The organism is Streptomyces silvisoli, assembly GCF_029269905.1.
GTDB lineage: Bacteria > Actinomycetota > Actinomycetes > Streptomycetales > Streptomycetaceae > Streptantibioticus_A > Streptantibioticus_A silvisoli_A.
The window spans coordinates 217232-238348 of the sequence record NZ_JARJBC010000005.1 but is presented as its reverse complement, the minus strand read 5'-3'; the positions used below and the strand labels follow the sequence as shown (position 1 = coordinate 238348).

The 21117-nt window shown below is 69.6% G+C and carries 19 protein-coding genes; 6 read left to right on the top strand and 13 right to left on the bottom strand.

From position 1 onward, the window contains the following. The 4 genes from P3G67_RS10985 to P3G67_RS10970 are packed head-to-tail and all read right to left on the bottom strand — an operon-like array spanning window position 1 to window position 3612. Complete coding sequence (locus P3G67_RS10985; protein ID WP_276093267.1) at window positions 1-978, bottom strand: amino acid ABC transporter permease; 978 nt, start codon at window positions 976-978, stop codon at window positions 1-3. 17 nt (window positions 979-995) lie between these two features. Further along, the gene (locus tag P3G67_RS10980) at window positions 996-1946 is read right to left on the bottom strand and encodes an ABC transporter substrate-binding protein (protein ID WP_391858233.1); all 951 of its coding nucleotides are present in this window, start codon (window positions 1944-1946) and stop codon (window positions 996-998) included. Beyond that, complete coding sequence (locus tag P3G67_RS10975) at window positions 1943-2485, bottom strand: GNAT family N-acetyltransferase (RefSeq protein ID WP_276093265.1); 543 nt, start codon at window positions 2483-2485, stop codon at window positions 1943-1945. Before P3G67_RS10975 ends, P3G67_RS10980 begins: the two co-directional genes overlap by 4 nt. After that, the gene (locus P3G67_RS10970) at window positions 2482-3612 is read right to left on the bottom strand and encodes an LLM class flavin-dependent oxidoreductase (protein ID WP_276093264.1); all 1131 of its coding nucleotides are present in this window, start codon (window positions 3610-3612) and stop codon (window positions 2482-2484) included. The genes P3G67_RS10975 and P3G67_RS10970 overlap by 4 nt, the downstream gene beginning before the upstream one ends. 649 nt (window positions 3613-4261) lie before the next feature. Here P3G67_RS10970 and P3G67_RS10965 point away from each other — a divergent pair. Continuing rightward, window positions 4262-5248 carry an amino acid ABC transporter permease gene (locus tag P3G67_RS10965; protein ID WP_276093263.1) on the top strand — a complete coding sequence of 329 codons (987 nt, stop codon included), beginning with the start codon at window positions 4262-4264 and terminating at the stop codon, window positions 5246-5248. On the opposite strand, the gene P3G67_RS10960 is transcribed toward P3G67_RS10965, so the two are convergent. After that, window positions 5238-6104, bottom strand: a complete 867-nt coding sequence (locus P3G67_RS10960) for an alpha/beta fold hydrolase (protein WP_276093262.1) — start codon at window positions 6102-6104, stop codon at window positions 5238-5240. The two genes, P3G67_RS10965 and P3G67_RS10960, sit on opposite strands and share 11 nt — an antisense overlap. Window positions 6105-6287: 183 nt before the next feature. Beyond that, window positions 6288-6830 (bottom strand): hypothetical protein, encoded by a 543-nt coding sequence (locus P3G67_RS10955; RefSeq protein WP_276093261.1) that lies wholly within the window; start codon window positions 6828-6830, stop codon window positions 6288-6290. 326 nt (window positions 6831-7156) lie between these two features. On the opposite strand from P3G67_RS10955, the gene P3G67_RS10950 reads away from it, so the two are divergent. From P3G67_RS10950 to P3G67_RS10935, 4 genes are all read left to right on the top strand, one after another. Next, window positions 7157-7378 carry a DUF6458 family protein gene (locus P3G67_RS10950; RefSeq protein ID WP_269858345.1) on the top strand — a complete coding sequence of 74 codons (222 nt, stop codon included), beginning with the start codon at window positions 7157-7159 and terminating at the stop codon, window positions 7376-7378. Between the two features lie 209 nt (window positions 7379-7587). Then, on the top strand, window positions 7588-8022 hold the full coding sequence (locus P3G67_RS10945) for a nuclear transport factor 2 family protein (RefSeq protein ID WP_276093390.1): 435 nt from the start codon (window positions 7588-7590) through the stop codon (window positions 8020-8022). A gap of 24 nt (window positions 8023-8046) precedes the next feature. Then, entirely contained in the window at window positions 8047-8661 is a 615-nt protein-coding gene (locus P3G67_RS10940; RefSeq protein WP_276093260.1) for a TetR/AcrR family transcriptional regulator, read from the top strand. Between the two features lie 48 nt (window positions 8662-8709). Beyond that, window positions 8710-9177 carry a MarR family winged helix-turn-helix transcriptional regulator gene (locus P3G67_RS10935; protein WP_391858232.1) on the top strand — a complete coding sequence of 156 codons (468 nt, stop codon included), beginning with the start codon at window positions 8710-8712 and terminating at the stop codon, window positions 9175-9177. 9 nt (window positions 9178-9186) lie between these two features. Here P3G67_RS10935 and P3G67_RS10930 read toward each other — a convergent pair whose 3' ends face one another. From P3G67_RS10930 to P3G67_RS10900, 7 genes are all read right to left on the bottom strand, one after another. Continuing rightward, a complete protein-coding gene (locus tag P3G67_RS10930; RefSeq protein ID WP_276093258.1) occupies window positions 9187-10395 on the bottom strand; it encodes a CaiB/BaiF CoA transferase family protein in 1209 nt (402 codons plus the stop codon). A 125-nt stretch (window positions 10396-10520) separates the two neighbouring features. Next, window positions 10521-12143: a serine/threonine-protein kinase gene (locus P3G67_RS10925; RefSeq protein WP_276093257.1), complete on the bottom strand. Its 1623-nt coding sequence runs from the start codon at window positions 12141-12143 to the stop codon at window positions 10521-10523. 567 nt (window positions 12144-12710) lie between these two features. Further along, a complete protein-coding gene (locus P3G67_RS10920; RefSeq protein ID WP_276093256.1) occupies window positions 12711-13130 on the bottom strand; it encodes a tautomerase family protein in 420 nt (139 codons plus the stop codon). Between the two features lie 132 nt (window positions 13131-13262). Further along, window positions 13263-14477 (bottom strand): cytochrome P450, encoded by a 1215-nt coding sequence (locus P3G67_RS10915; protein ID WP_276093255.1) that lies wholly within the window; start codon window positions 14475-14477, stop codon window positions 13263-13265. Window positions 14478-14507: 30 nt separating this feature from the next. Further along, entirely contained in the window at window positions 14508-15719 is a 1212-nt protein-coding gene (locus tag P3G67_RS10910) for a cytochrome P450 (RefSeq protein ID WP_269858353.1), read from the bottom strand. A gap of 41 nt (window positions 15720-15760) precedes the next feature. Continuing rightward, entirely contained in the window at window positions 15761-18784 is a 3024-nt protein-coding gene (locus P3G67_RS10905) for an amino acid adenylation domain-containing protein (protein WP_276093254.1), read from the bottom strand. A 26-nt stretch (window positions 18785-18810) separates the two neighbouring features. Continuing rightward, window positions 18811-19251: a pyridoxamine 5'-phosphate oxidase family protein gene (locus P3G67_RS10900; RefSeq protein ID WP_276093253.1), complete on the bottom strand. Its 441-nt coding sequence runs from the start codon at window positions 19249-19251 to the stop codon at window positions 18811-18813. A 535-nt stretch (window positions 19252-19786) separates the two neighbouring features. Here P3G67_RS10900 and P3G67_RS10895 point away from each other — a divergent pair. Continuing rightward, the gene (locus P3G67_RS10895; RefSeq protein WP_276093252.1) at window positions 19787-20923 is read left to right on the top strand and encodes a vanadium-dependent haloperoxidase; all 1137 of its coding nucleotides are present in this window, start codon (window positions 19787-19789) and stop codon (window positions 20921-20923) included. Window positions 20924-21117 lie beyond the last annotated feature (194 nt).

Below are 21117 nucleotides of genomic sequence, written 5' to 3'. Positions count from 1 at the left end.
TCACCTGCCGTCTCCCGTGGTCAGCGCCGTCTGGCGCACGTCTCGTACGAGGCGCCGCACGCGTTGCGCCGGGGTGGGTGGGGGCGTACGGTCGGCGCCCCGGGCGAAACGGCGCTCCACGTAGTGCTGGACGATGGACAGCGCCGAGGTGAGGAGCACGTACCACGCGGTGGCCACCATCAGCAGTGGGATGACCTGGCCGGTGCGTCCGTAGACAACCTGCACCTGGTAGAAGAGTTCGCCGATCGCCATCACGTAGACCACGGAAGTGCCCTTGAGCAGGCCGATGATCTCGTTGCCCGCCGTCGGCAGGATCGCGCGCATGGCCTGCGGCAGAACGATTCGCCGGATCTGCCGCGCCCGAGGGATGCCCAGTGCGGCGGCGGCCTCCAGCTGACCGTGGTCGACGGCCAGCACGCCGGAGCGCACCACCTCGGCGGCGTAGGCGGCCTGGTGCAGCGACAGTCCGATCAGCGCCGCGCCGATGCTGCCGACCAGCCCGTTGGTGGCGAACGACCAGAACACCGGGCCGAAAGGTATGCCCAGCCCCAACTGCCTGTAGAGCGCGCCGAGATTGAACCAGAAAACCAGCTGCACGATCATCGGGATGGACCGGAAGACCCAGACATAGGTCCAGGCCACGGTCCGCAACACCGGGCTGCGCGACAGCCGCATGAAGGCCAGCACGGTACCGAGCAGGAACCCGGCCACCTGGGCGCAGACGGTGAGTTCAAGGGTCACGCCGACCGCGTGGACGATCGTCTGGGACAGTACGTACTGGCTGAAGACGTTCCACTCCCAGACCGGATTGGTCACCAGCCCGTGTGCGAACTGGGCGACCACGACGAGTACGGCGAGGGCGGCGATCCAGCGCGCGTGGTGGCGGGCGGGAACGACCTTGAGGGTTGCGGATGCGTCCGGTGGGTCGGCGTGCGCGGTCGCCGGTCGGGGCGTCGCGGTGCCGGTGGTGAGTTCCATGGTTGGGCTCCCGCAGCTTACTTGTGCTCGGGCGGATCGATCCGCGACTCGGGGATGGCGGAAGCGGAGACGCCCCACTTCCGCAGGATCCGCGGGTAAGTACCGTCGCTGATCAGCCTGTTGACCGCGGCCTGGAAGGCACGGGTGAGCGGCGAACCCCTCTTGAAGGCGAAGCCGACGTCCAGCCGGTGGAACTCGCCGAGGAAGGTGGTTCGCGCCGCGGGCTGGGCCGCCTGGTAGCGAAGGCCGTTGATGGTGGACATCTCCACGTCGATCCGGCCCTGTTGCAGGGCGGTCACCAGTGCCCCGGACTCCGCGAACACCTTCACCTGGTACGGCTTCCTGCCCGCCTTGGCACACACGTCCCGCTGCGCGTTCAGCGTGGCTTCGAAGGTGGTTCCGGCACCGGTTCCGATGGTCAGCCCGCACAGTTGGCCGAGGTTGGAGACCTGCCTGCCCAGCGAGGTATTGCCAGCCCTGACCGCGAAGCCCTGGCCGTCATCGATGTAGGTGACGAAGTCGATGCTGCGCAGGCGTTCGCTGGTGACGCCGAAGTTGCCTGTTCCGACGTCGTACTTACCGCTGCCGAGGGCGGGCAGGATCGTCTCGAAGGAGGCCGCCTGGCGGTTCAAGGTGATCCCCAGGACCTTCGCCACGGCGTTGGAGATGTCGATGTCCAGGCCGACGGGTTGTGCGTCCGATCCGCCCGGCAGGTAAGCGGACGGCGGTGCTCCGATCGAGCTGCCGATCCGCAGGATGCCTGCCTTCCGTATGTCGGCGGGCAGCAGGGCGGCAACGGTATCCACCTTGCGCACCGCCGCGACCGGGTTGTCGGTCGGCGCCGGGGAGGACTGGCCGACCGTGGTGGTGGCGTCGCCGGAACCACAGGCGGCCACGGCCAGCAGCGGAAGCAACGCGCCAACGGCGGTCACGGCGCGGAACCGGGTTCTGGGGCCTGGCGTTCTCACGGTTTCGGGGCCTTTCCGGGGTTATGCGGGCCGGGGATGTGCGATGGGACAGCGCTGAGGTGCTTTTCGAAGGGGAGCGGGCCGATGGTCTCGGGGTTGGCGGTGGTGTCGAACAACGGCGTGTAGCCGGTGGCCAGATACAGTCCGCGGGCTTCGGGCTGCCGCGGCCCGGTGGTCAGGTAGACGCGGCGGTAGCCGCGGGCCACCGCCTCCCGCTCCAACTCGGCGATCACCCGGCGGGCAAGGCCGCGTCTGCGGTGCGCGGAGTGGGTCCAGATCCGCTTCAGCTCGGCGGTGGCCTCGTCGTACCGCCGGAAGGCACCTCCGGCGACCGGTTCGCCGTCCTCCAGCAGCAGGAGCAGCACCCCGTCCGGTGGCGCGAACTCGTCGGCGGGATAACGGGCCAGTTCGGTGTGGGCGTCCTTCCCGTAGCGGGCCGAGTACTCGTCGCCGAGTTCCCGTAGCAGCGGTTCCACCAGCGGGTCGGACACCGCGACCCGAGTGATGGTAAGCCGCGGCGGCCGTACGCTCGACGTCATGCGCCCGCCGCCGCGAGCGTGTTGGTACCGAGGGCGGCCCGCTCGGCGTCGCGCTTTGCGACCTCCTCGCGGACGATCGGGATGACGTACCGGCCGAAGTCGATCGCGTCGTCGAGCAGGTGGTATCCGCGGGCGGAGAGGATGTCGACGCCGAGGTCGTAGTAGTCCAGCAGTGCCTGCGCGACCGTCTCGGGGGTGCCGACCAGCGCGTTGGAGTTGCCCGCGCCGCCGGTCGCGGCGGCCGTCGGTGTCCACAGGGCACGGTCGTAGCGCTCCCCCGCCTCGGCGATCGCGATCAGCCGCTGGGAGCCGGTGTTCTCCGGGCTACCCGGGACACGGCGGTGCGGCTGCGCACCGGCCTCCCTGCGGGCGCGGATGGCGTCCACCGTGCGGTGGGCCTTCTCCCATGCCAGTTCCTCGGTGGGGGCGATGATCGGGCGGAAGGCCACCTGGATGCGGGGCACGTCGGTGCGGCCCCCCGCCGCGGCGGCTGCCTTCACCGCCTCGATCTGCTCGGCGGTGCGGTGGAGGGGTTCGCCCCACAGGCAGTAGATGTCCGCCTCGGCGCCGCCCGCGGCGTAGGCGGCCGGTGAGGAGCCGCCGAACGACACGTTGGGGCGCGGCTGTTGGGCCGGGAAGACATCGCTGACGAAGTCGTGGAACTGGTAGTGCTCCCCTTCGTGGTCGAAGGGCTCGTGGGTGGTCCAGATCCTCTTGACGATCTCGATGTACTCCCGTGTCCGGGCGTAACGCTGGTCCTTGGTGAGCGTGTCGCCCTCGCGCCGCTGCTCGCGGTCGCTACCGCCGGTGATGAAGTGGACGGTGAGCCGGCCCTCGCTGATCTGGTCGAGGGTGGCGAAGGTCTTGGCCGCGAAGGTGGGGTACGAGACGTTGGGGCGGTGTGCCAGCAGGATCTGCAACCTGTCCAGACGGCTGGCGATGAACGCGGCGGCCGGCGCGGGGTCCGGGGAACCGGAGCCGTAGGCGAACAGGACACGGTCCCAGCCGTGCTCCTCGTGTGCCCGGGCCAGCTTGAGTGTGTACTCCTTGTCGAAGGCCGCGCCTGAGCGCTGGCTCGTCTCCGAACCGTCATGAGTGGCCGCGATACCGAGGAACTCCACGGGCATGGGAAGGCCTTTCCGGGAGAGGCGAACACACCACGCGCATAGGGGCGTTACGGCTACGTGCGCGGCGTGGGACGTGGACGGAAGTGGTGCGGAAACGCGGTGGGAGCCGGACGACATGCGTGAGGACGCTTCAGGTCAGTGATTTCCGGCGGCGTGCACCCGGGCTCGTACCGTCCAGGCCGCGCGGCCGTTGGCCTGCGCGGTGGCGTACGAGGGTAGAACTCGGCCCGCGACGGATCGCCGGACGGGTCGCCGAGGGGTTACCGAGGGAGGGAAGGGCCGGTCAGGAGGCCCGCTGCCGGATCAGTCGGTACACGCCGCGGACCACACCCGACCGAAGTCGATGTGGTCTCTGGTGACCAGACGCTGATGGGCATTCACGGGACCAATTGAGCAGTACACCTCGGGGTCACGTCAACCGTTGCCCGTATGCCGGACCTGTCAGCCACGATGCGGACGCCCAGTGTCTTGACAGGGCTGCGCCGAGTGCCCTTACGATCGGCAGCGGAGCGGCTCCGCCCCCGCACGGCAGCCGCCTCCGGTCGCGTTGAGGGACGAGGCCAGCGTGATGACGCGGGCCCGGCACCCCGCATGGGAGCCGCCGGGCGAGCACTGGTGCCCGCGATCCCTCCCCCGGAGTGTCTTCCTGATGGTCACGCCGTCCGATGTCACCACCACTCCCGCCGCCAGACGCGACGGACCCCCGCCAGCCGATGACGGCGCGCCGCGCATCGTGCCCCGGCGCCACTTCGGCCGTTGGCTGGCCGCGGGCGCCGCGCTGCTGGTCTTCGCGATGGTGCTCAACTCGCTCGCGCGCAACGGTGCCTTCCAGTGGGCCGTGGTGGGCGACTACTTCACCACCCGTGCCGTGTTCGACGGACTGCTGCTGACGCTGTGGTTGACCGGCGCGGTGATGCTGCTGGGGTTCGTACTCGGCACAGCGCTCGCCGTGATGCGACTGTCCCCCAACCCGGTGCTGCGCGTGCTGAGTTGGGCCCATGTGTGGATCTTCCGGTCCACACCGCTGCTGGTCCAACTGTTGTTCTGGTTCAACATCGGTGCCCTGTACCCGACGTTGGGCGTCGGCATCCCGTTCGGCCCGCAGTTCGTCACCGTCAGGACGGTCAACCTCCTCGGCCCCACCCTCACCGCCGTCATCGGACTGACCCTGCACGAGAGTGCGTTCGCGGCGGAGACGGTGCGCGGCGGGATCCTCTCGGTTGACTCCGGTCAGACCGAGGCCGCCCAGGCGCTGGGGCTGGGCAGATGGCGGGTGCTGCGCCGGATCGTGGTGCCACAGGCGATGCGTTCGATCGTCCCCACCGCGGGCAACATGCTGATCGGCACGCTGAAGGGGACCAGCATCGTCAGTGTGCTCGCCGTGCACGACCTGCTGTACTCGGTGCAGTTGGTGTACAACCGCACCTACCAGGTCATCCCGCTGCTGATGGTGGCCACCGTCTGGTACGTGGGGGTCACCACCGTCCTCGGCGTCGGCCAGTTCTACCTGGAGCGGCACTACGCCCGCGGCGCCACCCGAGAGCTGCCACCCACACCACTACAGCGGCTGCGTCGGCATGTGGCGGCGCTGCGCACCAGGCTGCGTGAGGCGGTCGCGGCTGGCGCTACCCGCTGACCGCCTCGCTGATCGCCGCCGCGAACCGGTCCGGGCACTCGACGGGCGCGAAATGGCCCACGCCGTCGATGAGTCGCAACGTGACGTCGCTGAAGAAGTCAGCCAGCCGGTCCGACCAGTCCCGGGGAAAGAGCGGGTCGTGCTCGGGCCACAGCACGGTGGTCGGAACACTGGTCCGGTCCTGCCGGGCGGGTGCCGTCTCTCCCAGCGACCGCGCGACCGAACCCGCACCCGCCCGGTACCAACCGATGGACGCAGTGAACGCGCCCGGTGCGCCGTAGACGGAGACGAGGTGGTCGAGGGCGGCGTCGTCAGGGGTGAACGACGGCCCCGACCAGTGGGACCAGAAGTGGCGAAGGTATTCGCGTACCGCCTGGGGCTTGCCGTCCAGCAGTTCTTCGGCCAGTGTGAGCTGGTGGAACGACTGGTACCAGAACTCCCGCTGTGCCTGCGGATCGAGGATCCGCCTGCCGATCCCCGGCAGCGGTGGTGTCACGACCAGCGCCCGCACCAGCTCCGGGTGCTCCTGGGCCACGGCCTGCGCGATGCGGCTCCCGATGTCGTAGCCCGCCAGCACGGGCCGCTCCAGCCCCAACTCCCTTACGAGCCCCACCACGCTGCGGGCCTGGGCGGCGGCGCTGTACTGGTCGGTGGGGTCGGCGGCGTGCTTGTCGGACTCCCCGAAGCCCCTCAGGTCGGGCACGACAACATCGCACGTCCCGGACAGCAACGGCACCACGTACCGGTAGTCCGTCCGGTCCCCCGGCCAGCCGTGCAGCAAGACGACAGGCTTGTCTCCGGACCCGAAACGCTCGTACGCCAGCCGAAACCCGTCAACCGCTTCACCGCGGGGCATCCGCACCTCCCGACGTCACGTCGCCGGGGCCAACCTACAGCCAAACCCGGCGGAGCCCCGAAGGTCGCGTGACCGCTGACGCGGTGTCGAGGCGTCGGCCTGCGGTCGGGGCCCAGATACCGTCCGGCTGGGCCCCGTTTCGAGTCCTGACGACGTGGCGGGTTCGCGGACTTCACACAGTCCCTAGAGCCAACTGACCCTCGCCTCGGTGAGCTTGTCCTCATTGTGTGGCGGTTGGCCGAGTTCTCCGGACCACACACCGTTCAGCAGGCGGTCGAGCACTTCCAGGATCCGCGGTGCGGCCTCTCGAAGCCGTTCCGCATCGGTCGGGGCCACTTCCTCTTCGGCCACTCCGGCATCCGCCAGCACACCCGGCAGATCGGAGAGCCTCTGTCCAACCCACTTCAACGGGTCGGCGGACAACTCCTTGACGAACACGCGCCGTCCTGGCTCCCAGCCGTCGAACCTCGGGTGGTGGTGCGTCCTGTTCATGCTTCCGGTGGGTCCGTCCACGGACTCCAGCAGGTCAACTCTCCACAGTGGGCGATCGATCGAGATCGGGCGTGCGGAGTAGATGGAACCCTTCAGCGCTCCGTCCTGGAGCATTCGCAGCTCAAGGCGCACGCCGTGCTCGGCGCCTTCCTGCCCTGCTTCGGGATCCGGATCGATGAAGTAGAGATCGCTCACCACGACGCCGATCCGCTCAAATCCAAAGGCGTACAACACGAGAGACCGCCCTTCGGCTGCCTGCCCTGCCTGGCTGACTTTGACTGAAGCCTCATGGTAGACGCGAACGGCGGACAGGACGCAAGGACGCGGACGTCGGTCCCGCTTTCCGGCGCCGACCGTCGAAGCAGGACCGGGCGATCAGCGAGTGACGCCGACCGCCCCGCCTCGTCAGGAATTCAACGGGCTTTCACCGGCGGAGGGTTGGCGTCGCCATGACCGCGTGCGACGGCTCCCCTCCGGATGGCCGCATGGCGGTCCGGGACCCGGGTAGGCGAAGCCCACGCACATGAGAGCCGCACCAGTCCCAAGGAGGGATCATCACCATGGGCATCGGAGGATGCATAGGCCTGATCGGCTTGGGGGCGATCCTCACCTTCGCTGTCGACTGGCACATCAAGGGAGTCAACACCGCCCTGGTCGGCCTGATCATGATGGCTGTCGGCATCATCGGACTGGCCGCCTACGTCAGCATCTTCAAGCGGCGCCGCGTCCAGCCGCCCAGCCCCGCCGCCCCCGTCATCGACGTCGAGGAGCACCGCTTCTGACATCTGCCCCCGGCCGTCCATCGGTGCCGGGGCCGCGATGAACGAGCGCCGTGGACGGGTTGGCCGCCGTCGGGACGCCGGTGGGGCGACGCAGCGGCGGTACGAGAGGTGGTGCTCCGCGTGCCCGCAGTTGCATGGAGAACCATCGTTCTCTAGTGTTGGGCCCAAGCGGAGAACGTGCGTTCTCCGCCAGAGAGGAGCGCGTCGTGATCGCGCAGCGGCCCCCCGTACCGCCGTTCACCGAGGAGACCGCCCGAGCCAAGGTTCAGGCCGCCGAGGACGCCTGGAACACCAAGGACCCCGAGAAGGTGTCCCTCGCCTACACCGAGGACTCCGAATGGCGAAACCGCGATGTCTTCCTCAGGGGCCGCGAGGAGATCGTCGCGTTCCTCACCGCCAAGTGGCGCAAGGAGCTTGACTACCGACTCCGCAAGGAGCTGTGGGCCTACACGGGAAACAGGATCGCGGTCCGCTTCGAGTACGAGTTCCATGACGCCGACGGCCAGTGGTTCCGCGCCTACGGCAACGAGAACTGGGAGTTCGATGAGAACGGCCTGATGCGCAAGCGCTTCGCCAGCATCAATGACCTGCCCATCACCGCCGACCAGCGCCGCATCGCGGTTGACCCCACGGGCACACGGTAGAGTGCGAGAACGTCAGTTCTCTGGATGGGAGTGATCGAGGTGGAGCGCGAAGACGCGGAGCAGCGGGTACTGGCCGCCGCCGAGGTGCTGTTCTACGGCCAGGGCATACAGGCCGTGGGCATGGACGCCATCCGCACCGCCTCCGCCGTTCCCCTCAAACGGCTCTACCAGATCTTCCCGTCCAAGGACTCCCTGGTCGAGGCATATCTGCGGCGCCGGGACGCGAGATGGCTCAGCGAGCTGGGCGAATACGTGGCCAGCCACGACTCCCCCACCCAGCGCGTGCTCGCGGTCTTCGACTGGCTGTTCCAGTGGTTCAACGAGCCGGACTTCCGCGGCTGCGGATTCACCAATTCCTACGGGGAGTTGGGGGCGAGGTCCCAGCCCGTCGCGGAGATCGCCAGAGCACACAAGCAGGCGTTCCGGCAGTACGTCGCCGATCTCGTGGCCGCCGCGGAGGCACCCTCCTGGCTGGCCGACCATCTCGTGCTGCTCGCCGAGGGCGCGATGAGCACCGCCGCCATCACCGGTTCCGCCGAACCGGCCCGCCAGGCCAAGGACGCCGCCCGCATCCTGCTACGCACCGCCCGTGCGGAGTTCGGGACGGCCCAGGCCGACCAAGGGTCGCCTGAAAATTAGGTTGCGGGCAATCTAACAGTGGACAATCGAGACGCTACGATGGATGTCATGACGAACACCGCGCCAGCCGGGACGCCGAAGCCGCCACGCCTCGATGACCAGCTGTGTTTCGCGCTGCATGCCGCCTCGCGGGCGTTCGACAGCCTGTACCGGGTGCTGCTGCGGGAGTCCGGCCTCACCTACCCGCAGTACCTGGTGCTGCTGGTGCTGTGGGAGCACGGCGAGGTGACCGTCAAGAGCCTCGGCGAGCGGCTGCGGCTCGACTCCGGAACGCTGTCCCCGCTGCTCAAGCGCTTGGAGGCGGCCGGGTTCGTGGAACGCCGCCGCAGCAACGAAGACGAGCGCTCGGTGATCGTACGTACCACCGAGGCGGGCGACGCGCTGCGCGGCCGGGCCTGCGACGTGTCGGCGGGGGTCGCCTCGGGCACCGGGCTGAGCCTGGCCAAGGCGATCGCGCTGCGCGACAGTCTCAACGAACTCACCGAGGCGCTCGACCAGGCCGCCAGGAACGCCTGACCGTTGCCACTAGAGATCGTCCGGTGACCGCGGCGCGGTGAGCCGTTGGATGTCCTGCTCCCCGTAGCCGAGTGCGCTCAGCACCTCCTGGTTGTGTTGGCCGAGGGTGGGCGGCGCCGTACGCACCGTCGGGCGGACGCCGCGGAAGTTCACCGGGAAGGCGACCTGCTCCAGCGGTCCTACGACGGGGTGGTCCACGCTCTGCACCATGCCGAGCGCGGCGGTCTGCTCCGAACCGTAGACCTCGTCAAGGCTTCGGATCGGTGTGACCGGGATTCCCCCTGCCTTCAGCACGGCACACCAGTTCTCGACGGTGTCGGCTCGAAGTGCCGTCTCCAGTTCGGGGTTGAGTTCCGTGCGGTGGGCGACCCGGTCGCGGTTGGTGTGGAACCTGGGGTCGGCTGCCAGGTCGGGACGGCCGATGAGGTCGCACAGCCGCCGCCACAGGGCGTCGTTGCCTACCGCGATCACGAAGTGGCCGTCGGACGCCGGATATGCCTGGTACGGAACGAGGCTGGGATGCCCGGAGCCCAGACGCTGTGGTGTGTCGCCGGTCGCGAAGTAGCTCGTGGCCCAGTTGATGTGCAGCGCGAGCTGCGATTCGTAGAGCGAGGTGGTGAGGTACTGGCCCACGCCGGTGCGGGCGCGTTCGACCAGCGCCGAGACGATGCCGATGGTCCCGAACAGCGCCGCGCCCAGGTCCCCCATGGCGTACCCGGCCTTGACCGGCGGACCGTCCGGCTCGCCGGTCAGTGACATCAGTCCGGCCGCCGCCTGCGCGACCATGTCGTAGCCGGGTTCCGAGCGCAGCGGGCCGGTCTCGCCGAACGCCGATATGTGCAGCACCACCAGCCGGGGGTAGGCGGCGCTGAGCCTGTCATATCTGAAGGCCTCCTGGAGTGTGCTTCCGGGCCGGAAGTTCTCCACGACCACATCCGCCTCGGCGATCAGCCGGTGGGCGGCCTCCTGCCCTTCGGAGGACTTCAGGTCCAGGGTCACCGAGCGTTTGTTGCGGTTCGCGGCCAGGTAGTACGCGGCGTCGGGGCCGTTGAACGGCGGTCCCCAGCGGCGGGTCGGGTCGCCGCCGTCGGGGTGCTCGACCTTGATCACATCAGCGCCCAGGTCGGCCAGCGACATGGTCACGTACGGTCCGGCGAGGATCTTGGAGAGGTCGACAACCCGAATTCCCTCAAGTGGGTTCGCGCCTGGTGCGGTCATCTGGCCCTGCTTTCGGTTGACGAATCATCGGTCGGCGAGTTGTTGGTCTGACCCGGCGAGATGATCAAGCGGGTGGCCATATTCTCGCCAGGATCCACGTCCCGGAAAACATCGGTGCCGACCGGCTAGTTCGTCGTGCGGAAGCCCTCCCGCACGGTGTCGAAGACAGGGCGGTACCGGTTCCAGTCGGCGCTGGGGGCCGAGAGGTAGATGGCGTGCTCGGAGCCGCCCTTGCGGCCGAAGCCGAGGTCGATGGCCTGGAACTGGCGGGCCCGGCCCTGGAAGGTGAACTCCCACAGAGCGGCGGGCTGCCCCAGGTAGCTGGTGTTCTGCATGCTGAGCCGCTGGTAGTCGGAGACCTTGGACTTGACCTGCGGCTCTATCTGCTGCCAGTGCTGAAGCGGGGTGGAGCTGGTGGAGTCGATGACGTCGATGGTCAGACCGACGAGGCCGGTCGGATCGAGGTACTGGATCTCGGTGCCGGACTTGACCTGGCGCTGCCAGCCGTCGGGTATCGGGAACGATGCGCCGAGCTGGTCCTCCTTGACCAGGTGGTAGCCGTGCGGCACCGGCGGCGGCGCGGGCGTGCCCTGCCCGGTGGTCGGTGCGGACCGCGTCGGCTCGGGGCCGGAGTCGGATGGGCTGGGCCCGGCGCTGTGCTGGGTGGCTCCACCGGCCCCGGGGCCCGCCAGGAAGTAGTAGCCGCAACCCGCCGCCATCGCGACGGCAAGGGTGACCCCGGTCAGCAGCCAGGTACGTCGGCCGCCCTTCTTGGCGTCCGCGCGACGCCTCCCGGCCCGCTCCGGAGCCTCCGGCGTGCCCGCGGGCACGGCCTTGGTCGTGCGGGTTGCCGAGGAGGGCGGCGACTGCGGGGTGGTGTGCGGTTCCGCCGCGTCATCCGCCGGTGCCTGCGCCGCCAGCTCGCGCAAGGTCCGCTCGACGGCCTCGGCCGAGGGCCGGTCCTCCGGCTCCTTGGCCAGCAGCCTCTCGATGAGGTCGGTCAGCGGGCCGGCCTTTCGCGGTGGTTCGAGGGGGTCCACGGCGATGGCGTACGCCGTCTCGACCGGTGTGTCCTTGCGGAACGGAGGCCGCCCTTCGAGGACTTGGTAGAGGGTGGCGCCCAGCGCCCACAGATCCGATGCCGGGCTGGGGCTGCCGCCCCTGACCCGCTCGGGCGGCAGGTAGTCGATGGAGCCGATCAGCTCTCCGGTCCTGGTCAGCGTGGAGGTACCGACGGCCTGGGCGACACCGAAGTCGGTGAGCACGACCCGGCCGTCTGCGCCCAGCAGGACGTTGGCGGGCTTGACGTCGCGGTGCAGCACTCCGGCCGCGTGGGCCGCGCGCAGCGCCGCGATCATGCGGCAACCTATCCAGGCCGCCTCGCCGGGCTCGATGCTGCCGTTCCGCTTGACCAGTTCACCGAGGGTGGACGAGGGCACGTACTCCATGACGATGCACGGCGCACCGGCGTCCTCAACGACATCGTGGATGGTGACGACGTCAGGGTGGGTGATCCGGGCCGCGCTGCGCGCCTCGCGCCGGGTGCGCTCGTGCAGCGTCGCGATCTCCTCGTCGGACAGGTGCACCGGGGCGTGTACGCGCTTCACGGCTACCTGCCGACCGAGAAGTTCGTCCTCGGCGCGCCAGACCGTGCCCATGCCGCCGCGGCCGATCTGTTCGAGCAGCCGGTACCGTCCGGCGACCAGCCGACCTATGTCCACCTCCGGTTCCGCCACCGAATCCGACACCGCCCTGTCCTCCAGCTTTCATTCCGCTTTGACGCACCACACTAGTCACTGCCGTCGCGGGAGGATTCCGCGCCCACGATGCGGGCGGCCCAGGGGCGGGTCCGGGCCCCGACGCGGACCGGGCGCGGGCGCCGACCACCGACGCGACAGCCCCGGCGGGCGGACGTGCGGCGTGGTCATCGTCGTAGCGTCCGACCCGCGACACGGTCGGCTGATCACCAACCCGACGGTTCCGGTTCGCATTCCGCTTCTACCCGTCGTCGGTCTGCACGGCCACGCCGGTCGGCGGGACGGCGCCCAAGCCGTGGGCTCATGCCGGCGGAACCGACAGCCACCACAGCGGTCAGTCCAGCTTTGGCCCACGTCGTGCGGACGAGTTCGCACTGCGGTGTGAGTGCGCCGCAGACGTTGGTGGTGGCGTGCAGGCAGGCGGCGGCCAGGACGCTTCCGGAACGCACGTACAGCCGGACGATGAATGAAAGCCCAGGCGCGGCCCGCGAATCCGACTCAACCCTCGGCATGGCGGACAGCACTGCTGCAGGCCCCTCAATTTCCGGCCTGCAATGCCTAATCGGCCGTTGACCGCGAACTGGGCGCCTCGACGTAGTCGTCGTACTGTGCCAGCCCGTAACCCAACGACCAGTCGATCGACTCGTTCTCGGTCACGGTGACGAACATGTTCCGCGGCTCGGTTCCCGCGTACTCCTCGGCGAGTTCGGCGATCCGCCGGTACAGCGCCCGCTTCTGCGCGGGCGTGCGGCCCGAGCGCATCGTGATCGCGACGTACACGATGCCCTCGTCGCGGGGCACCCCGAGGTAATCGTCGTAGCGCAGCGTGCTGTTGGTGCCGTCATGGCCGACCAGGGTCTGGAAACGGTCGTCCGGTGGAAAACCGATCGTCTCGACCAAGGCCTCGTGTACGGCGCGGCCGAGTGCGTCGAGCCGATCGCCGTCGGCTCCCAACACGTCGATACGAACCAATGGCATGTCAGCGGTTTCCTCTCAGAACGACGCCGGGCGCCCCCAGGGGCATGATCGTACATACTAGTAGGTACAGACGTCGAGGACTCCATGCGCACCGTGGCATACGTGCCTCACCCCCGGCGACAGGCCGGGCGGCTACCAGTCGACCGGCAGGAGCAGTGGTGACTTGCTGGGGGATTCGTCGTCCCAGGTGGGGAGTTGGCCTTCGGCGATGCGTAGGTTCGGGAAGCGGTCCAGCAACGCGCCGAGTCCTACGACGAGTTCGGTGCGGGCAAGGTGGGAGCCGATGCAGTTGTGCGGGCCACGGCCGAAGACGATGTGAGGGTTGTCCGCCCGGCACAGGTCGAGTCGGTCCGCGTCGGGGAACACGCTCTCGTCGCGGTTGGCGGCGGCGAGTACGGGCAGGACCGCGTCCCCCGCGTGGATGGTGCGACCGTGCAACACGATGTCCTCCACTGCCTGGAGGACGACTACGCCGTTCATCACCGGTACGTAGCGCAGGAGTTCCTCGACCGCTCCGGGCATCAGGCCGCGGTCGTCACGCAGTCGGGCGTACTGGGCGGGTTCGGTGAGCAGGGCCAGAACCGCGTTGCCCAGGAACATGGTGCTGGTGCGGTATCCCGCGATGAGCATGGAGAGCCCGAAGTTCAGCGCGCTCTCCTCGTCGAGGGTGCCGCGTGCGCAGTCACGAACGAGTTCGGTGAGCATGTCGTCCGCCGGCTCGTGCCGCTTGCGGTCCAGCAGCGTGTGGATGTACTCGCGCAGCAGGCGGGTGACTTCGCGGCCCTCGTCCAGGGTGACCAGTGCGCCGAGGGCGGCGTCCGCCATGGGCAGGAAGTACTCGCTGTCCTCGTACGGGATGCCCACCAGCTCGCACATCACCATCAGCGGGAACGGTTCGAGGAACCCCGCGACCAGGTCGCCGGGCCGGCCGCGCTCGGCGAACTCGTCCAGCAGACGGTCGGCGCAGCGCTGGACGCGGGGCAGTCGGCGCCGGATGGCACGCACGCTGAACGGTTCGGCCAGTGCCCTGCGCAGTGCGGCGTGCCGTGGGCCGTTCAGTTCCATCATGGTGATCAGACCCGGCTCGTCGTCGGCGACGGCCTGCCCCGCGCCGGGCGGCCAGTCGTTGATGGTGGGCCTGACCAGCCGGGGATCCGCGATGAGATCGCGTACGTCGTCGTAGCGGGTGACGTACCAGGCGGTGGCGCCGATCGGCAGCCGTACCCTGGCCAGTGGGCATTCCCTGCGCAGTCGTGGGTATTCCGTGGGCGGCCCCATGGTGCCGGGCGGTGGGATGGGCATGTCGATGTCGGGTGCCGGTGGCGCCGCCTGTGGTGTGCCGCTCACGGGTGGTCCTCCCTAGCTCGTCGGCGGCCGTCACCAGCTGACCGGCAGTGTCAGTGGTGACTTCGTCAGGGACTGGTCGTCCCAGGTGGGTGCGTCGGCCAGGCGCAGCCGCGGGAAGCGGTCGAACAACGCCTCAAGCCCCACGGTGAGTTCGGCGCGCGCCAGATGGGAACCGAGGCAGTAGTGGACTCCCCGTCCGAAGGCGAGGTGGTTGTTGGCGGTTCGGCAGAGGTCGAGCCGGTCGGCGTCGGGGAACACGCTCTCGTCGCGGTTGGCGGCGGCCAGTACCGGCAGCAGGGCTTCGCCCTTGCGGATCGTCTGCCCGTGCACCTCAAGGTCCTCGGTGGCGAGCAGGATGACGACGCCGTTCATCACCGGCATGTAGCGCAGCAGTTCCTCGACCGTGTCGGGCATCAGGTGCCGGGCGTCGCGCAGTCTGGTGTACCGGTCGGGCCGTCGCAGCAGTGTGTGCACCGAGTTGCCCAGGAAGATGCCGCTGATGCCGAACCCCACGGTGAGCATGGAGAGCCCGAACACGAGGACGTCCTCATCGGTCAACTCCTCGGCGTCGCACTGGCGGATGAGCTGGGTCAGCACGTCGTCGCCGGGCGATCGCCGTTTGCGTGCGATCAGTTCCGCCGTGTACTCGCGCAGCAGATCGGTGACCCGGCGGCTCTCCGCCGCGTTCACCATCCCGCTGAACCCGTCGTCCAGTACGGGCAGGAACCGGTCGCGTTCCTCATAGGGGATGCCCACCAGGTCGCACATCGCCAGCAGTGGGAACGGCTGGGTGAAACCGGCGACCAGGTCACCGGGGCTTCCGCCGTCCTGGAAGTCCGCCAACAGCCCTTCGGCAAGCTCCCGCAGCCGCGGCACGCGGTCCCGGATGGCCCTGGCGCTGAACGCCGGGCCGACGGCCCTGCGCAGTGCGGCGTGCCGTGGACCGTCCAGTTCGGCCATCGTGGTCAGCGTGGGGCCCTGGTCGGCGGGTTCGTCGGGGCGGGTCGGCCATTCGTTGATGGTGGGTCTGATCAGCCGGGGGTCGGCGATGAGTTCGCGCACGTCGTCGTAGCGGGTGACGTACCAGGCGGTGGCGCCAAGCGGCATGCCGACCCTGGCCAGCGGGCAGTCGGCACGCAGCCTGGCGTACTCCTCGGGTGGGCCCATGGTGCCCGGCGGCGGGAGCGGGAAGTCCAGCACCTCGGGGTCGCGGTCGGGCGCTTGGGGCGGCGGTGCGGTCATTGCTCGGTGGCCTTCCGGGTTGTCTTCCTGGGGAAGTGCCGCTATTTCGTGGGACGTTCGATGTAGCCGGTCGCGTAGAAGTACTCCAGGTAGCGGTCCAGCAGGTCCGCGTCGACCGGCGGGCACGGCAGGTCGCCGACCGCGCGCTCGACGTTGGTGCGTCCCAGGGTCGGGAAGGTGCCTTCGAAGTACATCTCCTTGACGGACATGTCCGCCTTGTGGCTGCGGTCCACGCACAGCGACACGAAAGGCGCGGTGGGGCTGGTGGGATTGCCTGCGACGTGCCGGACCAGCTCGTCGACCCACTCTCGGTACGGGAGTTGACGGATCTGGTGGCCCGCGGCGCGCATTCGGTCGAGCATGGCGTGCAGGGTCGCCGGGTGGGGGTTGGTCAGGTGGTACGTCAGGTTGGTCGCGGGCCGCTCGGTGGCGATGCGGACGACGGCTTCGGCGAGGTAGTCGGCGGGTACGAAGTCCAACGGCAGGGGGATGTCGGGGGCGAGGCCGGTCTCGGCGATGGTCTTGAACAGTGAGCAGATGGCGGTTTCGGTGTTGCAGGCACCGGTGTAGCGGTCACCGGTGATCTCGTACGGGCGGTAGACCGCCACCGGCAGGCCCTGCCGTGCGGCCTCCTGAAGTGACTGTTCCGCCACCCACTTGCTCTCGGCGTAGCCCATGGTGAGCCGGTCGGCGTGGTCCAGCGGCAGGTCCTCCGGCACCTGGCGTACGCCGGCGGTGCCGAAGCCCGCCACCACCGCGATGGTGGACAGGAAGTGCACGGGCACACCGCGTTCACCCGCCAGCCGCACCAGTTGTTTGGTGGCATCCACATTGGCCCGGCGCAACGCGTCATAGGGATAGAGGAAGTTGACCTGTGCCGCGGCGTGCACCACGAGATCGAGGAGGTCGGCGAGTTCGTCGGCATGGCCGGTCGACAGGCCCAGGCCTTCTTCGGCGAGGTCGGCGGGGAAGCAGTCAAGCCGGTCGGCCGCTGGTGGGGCGAGGCCGTAGCGGGCCAGGTTGGCCGTCACGCGGTGCTCGGCGTGCGTACGGTCCCGGCTGCGCACCGGGCAGTGGATCCGGGCGCCGGTGCCGCGCAGCAGTCGGTCGAGGAGGAAGGCGCCGACGAATCCGGAAGCGCCGGTGAGCAGTACGTTCCGGGGCCGCCGCCAGTCGGGGGCGGGCTGCCGGGGCGTCGTCAGAGTGAAGCCGAGCCGGGCTTCGGCCCGGTAGTCCACCGGGGACGACGCGTGCGGTGGCTTGCTGTCCTGGACGGCGGTGACGGCGGCGGTGTAGCCGCGCAGGGTGGGGTAACGGAGCAGGCTGTGCACCAGTGTGCTGCCGTGCCGCGCGTCGATGTCCAGTGCGGTGAGGGTGCGGTTGACGACCTCGGCGGCCAGTAGTGAGTCACCGCCCAGGTCGAAGAAGTCGTCGTCGTCGCCGGGTTGGGCGCGCAGCACCGTCTGCCACACGTCGGCCAGCGGGCCGTGCGTGCTCCCGTCCTCGCTCGGCGCCGGCCGGTCGGCCGCCTGCCCCACCATCTCAAGCAGTCGGCGCCGGTCGACCTTGCCCGCCGCGGTGACCGGGAACCGCGCGACCTCCACCAGCCGCGCCGGGACCGCCGCCAGCGGCAGCCATGCGGCCAGTTCCTCGCGCACCCGGTCGAGGGGCACCGCCTCTCCCCGGTGGGCCGCGGTGACGTAGCCGGTCAGGACGTCGCCGTCCAGTTCCACGACAGCCTCGCCGACCGCGTCGTCCGCCCGTAGCCGCGCCTCGATCTCGTCCAGCTCGATGCGGTGGCCGCGCAGCTTGATCTGGCGGTCCGCCCGGCCGCGGTACTCCAGTTCGCCGTCCTCGCGCCAGACGGCGCGGTCGCCGGTGCGGTACAGCCGGGTGCCGGGGGCGACCGGGCGCTCCACGAAGCGGGCGGCGGTCAGCTCCGGGTCGCCGAGGTAGCCCAGGGCCAGGCCGTCGCCGCCGACGAACAGTTCGCCCTCCTCCCCCGCTCGTGCGGGGGTGCCGTCCTCCCGTAGGACATGGCAGACGCAGTGTTCCAGGGGGCGGCCGATCGGCACGGTCTGCTGCCCGGCGGGCAGGTCGCGCACCGCGTAGGCGGTGGACACCACGCTGTTCTCGGTCGGGCCGTAGAAGTTGACGAGGGTGGTGTCCGGACAGGCGGCCAGCACGGCGCGGGTCAGGTCCGGGTCCATCGCCTCGCCGCCCGCGGAGGCGAACCGCAGGGTCCGCAGCGCCTGCGGCCGGGTGCGCGCGACATGGTGGAAGACGCCCGTCGTCAGATAGGCGATCGCCACCCGTTCCGCGACCAGCCGCTCCTCCAGCACGGCGGGCGAGAGCAGTTCCTCCCGGTCGACCAGGACGAGGCAGCCGCCGCCCAGCAGGGCCGACCAGATCTCGATGGTGGAGGCGTCCGAGGACAGTCCGTATGCGTGCAGCACCCGATCGCCCGGGCGCGGTCGCTGTGCGACCAGGTCCGACATGGCCAGCCGCACGACGCCCCGGTGGGGAACGGCCACCGGTTTGGGGCGGCCGGTCGATCCGGAGGTGAACATCACGTAGGCGCAGTCCGTCGGGGTGGTCCGCGGCCGCGGTGCCTCGGCGGGGCTGGCGGGCGCCGGGGCGGTCAGGTCGACATGGGTCCGTACCCGACGGAGGCGGCAGGCACTGCCGGGCAGCGTCACGACGGTCTGCGCCCCGGACTCGTCGGCCATCGCCTGGAGGCGGTGCGGCGGCGTGGTGTCCTCCAGGGGGACGTAGGCGGCGCCCGCCTTGAGGATGCCCACGAACGCGATCAGCGCTTCCAGTGACCGGTTGCCGAAGACGCCGACCGCGTCGCCGTGCCGTACCCCGGCGCCGAACAGCCGGGCGGCCAACTGGTCGGAGCGCGCCTGGAGTTCGCCGTAGGTCAGGGCGCGCCCGTGGTGCACGCCGACGTGCGCACGCGGACGGAGTGCCGCCTGCGCGTCGAACAGCTCATGAAGACAGCTGTCCCGCGCGCTGTCGACGTTCCGGGCCGCAGCGGATCCGGTCGCGCCACCGAGCGTCATGGAGACATCCCTTCGCCCCTCGCCGGCTAACTGAATTCCGCGGCGAAGGCGGAGAAGTCGGCAGTGCGCCAGCGCTGCGGACGCATATGGAAAAGGACGTCCTCCCTGAGCTGACGCTCATTGGCCTTCAGGTACGCCGAGGCGGCTTTCGGATCCAGATAGCGGTGTGCCAGTGCCTCGTGTTGGGCGGCCGGCACCGGATCGTCAACGGCCACGACCGGGCCTTCCACGCTGACGTACTGGTAGGGGGCGGATTCCTTCTGTGCGCACAGGCTGAAACGCCCTGACGCACGCACCAGTTGGGCCTTCACCGATTCCCGTGCGGTCTGCACCAGTACTTCACCACCGGGTTCGTAGGCGTACCAGACCGGAACCAGCAGCGGCGCGCTCGCACCGCGCGGATCGTGCACTCCCAGCACCCCCACGTGCACGTCGGCGAGGAACTTCTCCCGGTTTTCGACGGACATCGCCAAATCCACTGTCGATACGCCTTTCAGGTGCGGGTGGGCTGATGAAAAGGGAGCGTGACAAGCCGAGAGTCGCATGTTCGGCGCCCGACACAACGCCATCACCACCAACATGCCGCACCAATCGCCGGGATGTAGGACGCACGGCGCGCCGTTAGGCCGACCGGGGGTGGACCGGTCCGGCCGTACGGCCGAAGTTGCGGGGTGGCTCCGGTGCCAGCAATGTGTATCTGGCCACCGGCCATATCGGTGAACGGCGCCGCCGTTCGTGCACGGCTGACCGTGTTGCGGAATCCGCCAGACGGGCGCCGACCTCGCACTGCCCGTCGGCCTTTCGACAAGGCCTACGGCCAACGGTTTCCACAACCCGCCGTCAGCGAAAGGAATCCACACCATGGGTGGAAAAGGCAGGACCCTCGCCATACTGACCGGAGCCGCGCTGGCGGCAGGACTCACCGCACCGGCCTATGGAACAACCGCAGCCGCTCGCCCGACCGTCGCCCGCCCCGCCGCTTCGGGGTCAGGGAGGTCGGTGGTGGAGTGGAACCGTGAGCTCATCTCGATCCTGAGCGATCCGAAGGCGCAACCGGCCACCGTCCACCCCACGCGCAGCTTCGCGATCCTGCAGGCCGCCGAGTACGACGCGGTGGTGTCGATCACCCGGACGGACCCCTCCTATCTGGTCTCTGTGGCCGCGCCGCGCGGCGCCCGCGCGGACGCGGCGGCGGACCAGGCGGCCCACGACGTGCTGGTCGCCCTCTACCCGGCCAAGCGGGCGGGGGTGGACCAGCGGCTCGCCACCCAACTGGCCGCGATAGCCGACGGCCGCGGCAAGCGAGACGGGATCCGGGTCGGTGGGGCGGTGGCCAGGCGGCTGATCACGTTGCGCTCGCACGACGGCTCGTCGGCCACGCCCACGCGCTTCGCCCCTGGGGTCGGCCCGGGCGCGTACCGGCCGACGCCCGGCTCCGCGGCACCCGTGTACACCGACTGGGGCTCGGTCAAGCCGTTCGTGTTGGCCAGCGGAAGCCAGTTCCGGCCCGCGGTGCCACCGCCCGTGAGCAGTGCCGCGTACGCGACGGCACTGAACCAGGTCAAGAGCCTGGGCCGGGACACCAGTACCACCCGCACTCCCGACCAGACCGCGTCCGGCAAGTTCTGGGCGGCGGCGCCCCTGTGGAACCTCTGGAACGAGGCCGCCCAGGACCTGGCGACCACTCAGAATGCCGGCCTGGAAAAGACGGTGAAAGCCTTCGCCGACCTCGACCTGTCGCTCGCCGACACCGTGATCGCGCTGTACGACGCCAAGTACCACTACCGGGTCTGGCGCCCGGTCACCGCCATCCGGCTCGGTGGCACGCACTACAACCCGCGCGTGGTCGGCGACCCGCGCTGGACGCCCCTGCTGCCGACCGCGCCGGACCCGTCCTTCCCGGGAGCGCACGCCGCCCTGAGTCAGGTGGCGCAGACCGTGCTCACCGCCTTTTTCGGCGGACAGCACCGGCTGGCACTCACCGCGAAGGGCACCACCCGTACCTTCGACAGCATCCCGGCCGCCGCCAACGACGCCACGCTCAGCCGTCTCTGGGCCGGGCAGCACACCGCCATCGACAACAGCTCGGGGCTGCAACTCGGTTCGCAGGTGGCCGAGTTCGTCGGTCGGCACCTCTGAGCGCGGCGGGGCGGCCGATGTCCACCGCCCCGGCCGATCGACGGAGCGGGGCGCGTGCGGGAGCCGCACGCGCCCTACTCGTCCGCGCCGCCGCGCCCAGCGAGTCGGCGCCGTGCTTCTTCGCCCTCACGTAGTCGAAGGGTGCTCGCAAAGTCCGTTCGCGCCCGTTTCAATGTCCGAACCTGTTTACTTTG